Origin of the sequence: Cyanobium sp. LEGE 06143 (assembly GCF_015207535.1) — a bacterium.
Lineage (GTDB): Bacteria > Cyanobacteriota > Cyanobacteriia > PCC-6307 > Cyanobiaceae > NIES-981.
Map to the genome: position 1 here is coordinate 1 of NZ_JADEWP010000202.1, position 4,111 is coordinate 4,111.

At 67.7% G+C, this 4,111-nt stretch carries 2 protein-coding genes and 1 pseudogene; 2 read left to right on the plus strand and 1 reads right to left on the minus strand.

Annotated features, from left to right (window positions below):
* Positions 1-136: 136 nt before the first annotated feature.
* A complete protein-coding gene (locus IQ216_RS12095; RefSeq protein WP_228007459.1) occupies positions 137-2,323 on the minus strand; it encodes an HAD family hydrolase in 2,187 nt (728 codons plus the stop codon).
* A gap of 139 nt (positions 2,324-2,462) precedes the next feature.
* Here IQ216_RS12095 and IQ216_RS12100 point away from each other — a divergent pair, with 139 nt between their 5' ends.
* On the plus strand, positions 2,463-3,716 hold the full coding sequence (locus tag IQ216_RS12100; RefSeq protein ID WP_370566739.1) for an MFS transporter: 1,254 nt from the start codon (positions 2,463-2,465) through the stop codon (positions 3,714-3,716).
* Between the two features lie 38 nt (positions 3,717-3,754).
* Positions 3,755-4,111: pseudogene (locus tag IQ216_RS12105) on the plus strand (RNA degradosome polyphosphate kinase); the annotation flags it as partial.

Genomic DNA, 4,111 nt, shown 5'->3' on the forward strand with positions numbered 1-4,111 from the left:
TCGCGCCTCGTGCGCTTCTTGGCCGTGGTCTGCTAGTAATCACCGAATCCGAGCTGCTTGCTGCCCATGAACCCAGTCCGCGCCTGCGATTACAGGGATATTTTCGCGCGGATGGCTCGGGTTTTCCAGAGCCTCCCTAGAGGCTGAGGAAGTCGTAGTGGTCGATCGCCTCGAGAATGCCCCGGGCATGGGACTGGGAGGCCAGGTAGATGTGTTCCGTCTCGCCCAGGTTGGAGAGTTCCTCGCAATGGCGGTTGGCCACCACCACGCCGAGGGTGTTGCCGCGCAGCATGTCTTCATCGCCCCCGGAACCGCCGGTGACCAGGATTCGCTCCAGGGGGATCCGCCAGCGCTGGGCCGCGAAGCGCAGCGCCTGGCCCTTGGAGGCGCGGGCCGGCACCAGATCCAGATACTGGCCGAAGGACAGGGTGAGATTCACCGACAGCTCGTGCTGCCGCAGCAGGGCCCGCACCTCCTCCATCGGCGGCGCCAGGGCGGCGTCGTAGTGATACGACAACTTGAAGGTGCTCTGTTCGTTGCGCGCCTGGAGGTGCAGCCCCGGCAGTTCCCGCAGCAGCCGCCGGATCACCCACGGGGTCCACAGGTGGTTGATATGGGAGGCCCAGGCCAGATCGGGCAACCAGTTCGGCGAGTAGTAGATCTCCGTACCAAGGCTGGTGATCAGGATGTCCGGCAGGGGAATGGCGTACTCGCGGATGATGCCCAGCACCGAATCGAGGCGGCGGCCGCTGGCGATGCCGAACAGCCAGTCGTTGCCGCGCTCCCTGAGCACGGCGCTGAGCTGGTCCAGGCCGGCCCGGTCCCCCAGCAGGGTGTTGTCCACCGCGGTGAACAGGGCCTTGCTGTGGCCGCGGGTGCTGCGCACCATCGGTGGAGCCGGCACGTCGAGGCTGCCCTCCACCAGGTGGTGCAGTTTGTGCAGGTAGGTCTCGGCGTGGGCGTCCCAGGAGTAATGGCAAGCCACCAGCCGGGCACCGTTGCGCGAGAAGCTCTGCCAGCGGCGGGAGTCGGCCAGGATCGCCAGCAGAGCCTCGGCCATGGCCCCGGTGTTGAGGGGGTCCACTAGAAGGCCATTGCGGCAGTTGGMSAKGATGTCCACCGGTCCACCGTTTTCGGTGGCCACCACGGGCAAGCCACTGGCGGCCGCCTCCAGCAGCGTGAGCCCGAACGGCTCGGTGAGGGCCGGATTGATGAACACCCCCCGCGAGGCCGCGGCCAGGCGATAGATCATCGGCACCTGCTCGGCGCTGTGGTGCTTGGGCAGCGCCACCCGGCCATGCAGCCCATGGCTGTCGATCGCCACCAACAGCTCGATGAACACGGCCTGCGGACCCTCATCGAGATCGCGGATGTCATCGCGGTTGCCGGCCACGATCACCAGGTTGGCCTGTTCCTGCAGGGGCAGGCTGGCGCCGTAGGCCTCCACCAGCGTGATCAGGTTCTTGCGCAGATCGGGCCGTGACAGGGCCAGGATGATCGGCTTCTGCGGCTGCTTCAGAAACCACGCCAGGCTGGCCTTGAACGACTCGGCAGCGGCGATGTCGTGATCAGACGAGCCGTTCGGGGCGGCCTCAGGCAGGTGGAACTGCTCGAGATCGGTGCCCGGCGGAATCACCACCATCTTGGCGGGGATGGAACCGTCATAGAGCCCGTATTGATCTTCGATCTCATTGCGGGTGCTGGTGATCACCAGGGAGGCCTGGGTGATCACCTCTTCCTCGGCATCGATGCGGCGCGAGATGTTGTATCGGCTCTCGATCTGCTCCAGCGACAGCCCCATGGAGAGCAGCCGCCGGTACTTGTCCCGCCCCAGGGAGTGGCCGGTGTGCACCAGGGGCAGTCCAGTGCGGTGGGCCAGCCTCACCCCCACATAGCCGGCATCGGCATAGTGGCTGTGGAGCACATCGGGCCACTGGGGCTGGGCCTGGGCCTGGATCCAGGCCAGCAGGTTGTCGGTGAAGCTGTCGAGGTGGTCCCAGAGCTCCTCCTTGCGCAGGTACTCCGCCGGGCCGGCCTCGATGCGCACGATCCGGGCCCCGGGCCCGAGCGGCTCCAGCGGCACGGCGTAGTCGGCGCTCACAGCCGGATCGGCCACCAGCCGGGTCACCAGATCCACCCCCGCCACCTGGGGGTGGCGAGCCAGCGCCCGGGTGAGCTCCACCACATATTTGCTCTGGCCGCCCGTGTCGGCGTCGCGGCCCAGTTCCAGATCGTGGCCGCGGATGAGGCCATGCAGGCTGATCAGCAGCAGGCGCAGCGGCGCTGCGGAACCGCCGGGCTCAGACTCGGACTGGGCTGGCAACGGGATGGCTACAGGCAGCGGGGAGCCCCTCAAGCCTGATCGAAGACGACCCAGGGAGCAAGAAGCCGTCTGGCCGCCGGGGGAGACAGGAGCAGCGGCAGCGGGCCATGGGAGGGTGAGATCACGTTTCTCCGTGCCCGTGGCCCCTCCGCAGCGTTCGCGCACCTCCACCCTGGCCTGCGCCTTCCTCACGCTGCTCAACGACCGCCTCAGCGAGTCGCTGATCTTTCCGCTGCTGCCCTTTCTGCTGGCCGGGTTCAGCAGTGATGGCCGCATTCTCGGACTGCTGGCCGGCAGCTATGCCCTGGCCCAGTTCAGCTTCACGCCGCTGATCGGCGCCCTCAGCGACCATCTCGGCCGCCGCCCCGTGATCGCCGGCTGCGTGGGCGGATCGGTGCTCGGCCTGGGCCTGTTCGCCCTCACCCTCTCGATCGACTGGAGCACGATTCCCTGGGCGGCCGGCAGTGCCCTGCCCCTGGGCCTGTTGTTCCTGGGACGGCTGGTGGACGGCGTCAGCGGCGGCACCGCCGCCACCGCCAGCGCCGCCCTGGCGGACATCACCCCACCGGAGAAGCGGGCCAAGGCCTTCGGCTTGATCGGGGTGGCCTTCGGACTCGGCTTCATCCTGGGGCCGGCCATGGGCGGACTGCTGGGCCGCATCAACGTGATCCTGCCGCTGATGATCGCCGTGGGCATCGCGGTGCTCAATCTGGTGCTGGTGCTGGCGGTGCTGCCGGAGACCCATCCCCCCGAGGCGCGCCTGCCCCTGCCGCGGCGCCGTGACCTGCAACCCTTCAGCCAGCTGGCAAGGGTGTTCAGCAACCCCCAGGTGCGCCGGCTGTGCGCCGCCTTCTTTCTGTTCTTTCTCGGCTTCAGCGGCTTCACCGCCGTGCTGGTGCTCTATTTCAAGCAGGCCTTCGACTGGGGCCCGGGCCTGGCCGGTGCCGCTTTCCTGGTGGTGGGCCTGGTCGCCACCGTGGTGCAGGGGGGGCTGATCGGTCCGCTGGTGAAGCGCTTCGGTGAGTGGCGGCTCAGCCTGGCCGGCCTCGGTTTCGTGATCGCAGGCTGCCTGCTGGTGGCCCTGGCAGACCGCGGCAACGCCACGACGCTGGTGTTCAACGGTGTGGGCCTGCTGGCCCTGGGCACCGGGTTGGTGACCCCCTGCCTGCGCTCCCTGGTGTCTCGCCGGCTCGACGATTCCGGCCAGGGGGCCGCCCTGGGCAGCTTGCAGGGACTGCAGAGTCTGGCGGGCTTCATCGGTCCGCCGCTGGGGGGCCTGGCCTTCGAGACCATCAGCTGGAGGAGCCCGCTGTGGCTCGGCATCGCCCTGATGCTGGGGGTCGTGGCACTGGTGGCTAGAGGACTGCCGAACCGCTCCGTCAAGTCAGGCTGATACCCGAGCCGGCCCGACCCGATTGCTACCTTTCAGCCATGCCTCCAGCCCAGACAGCATCGATCGTCGCTCCCGAGCTCTACATCAACCGGGAGTTGAGCTGGATCGAGTTCAACTACAGGGTGCTGGCTCAGTCCCTCGATGAACGCACGCCGCTGCTGGAGCAGGCCAAGTTCAGCGCGATCTTCAGCAACAACCTCGACGAGTTCTTCATGGTGCGGGTGGCTTCGCTGAAGTCACAGGTGGATGCCGGACTGACCACCCTCAGCGATGACGGCCTCACGCCCCAGCAGCAGCTCGAGGCGATCCAGGCCAAATTGCGGCCCCTGCTGGAGCTGCAGCAGCAGCACTACCGCCACTCGCTCAAGAGCCATCTGGCGGAGTACGGCCTGCTG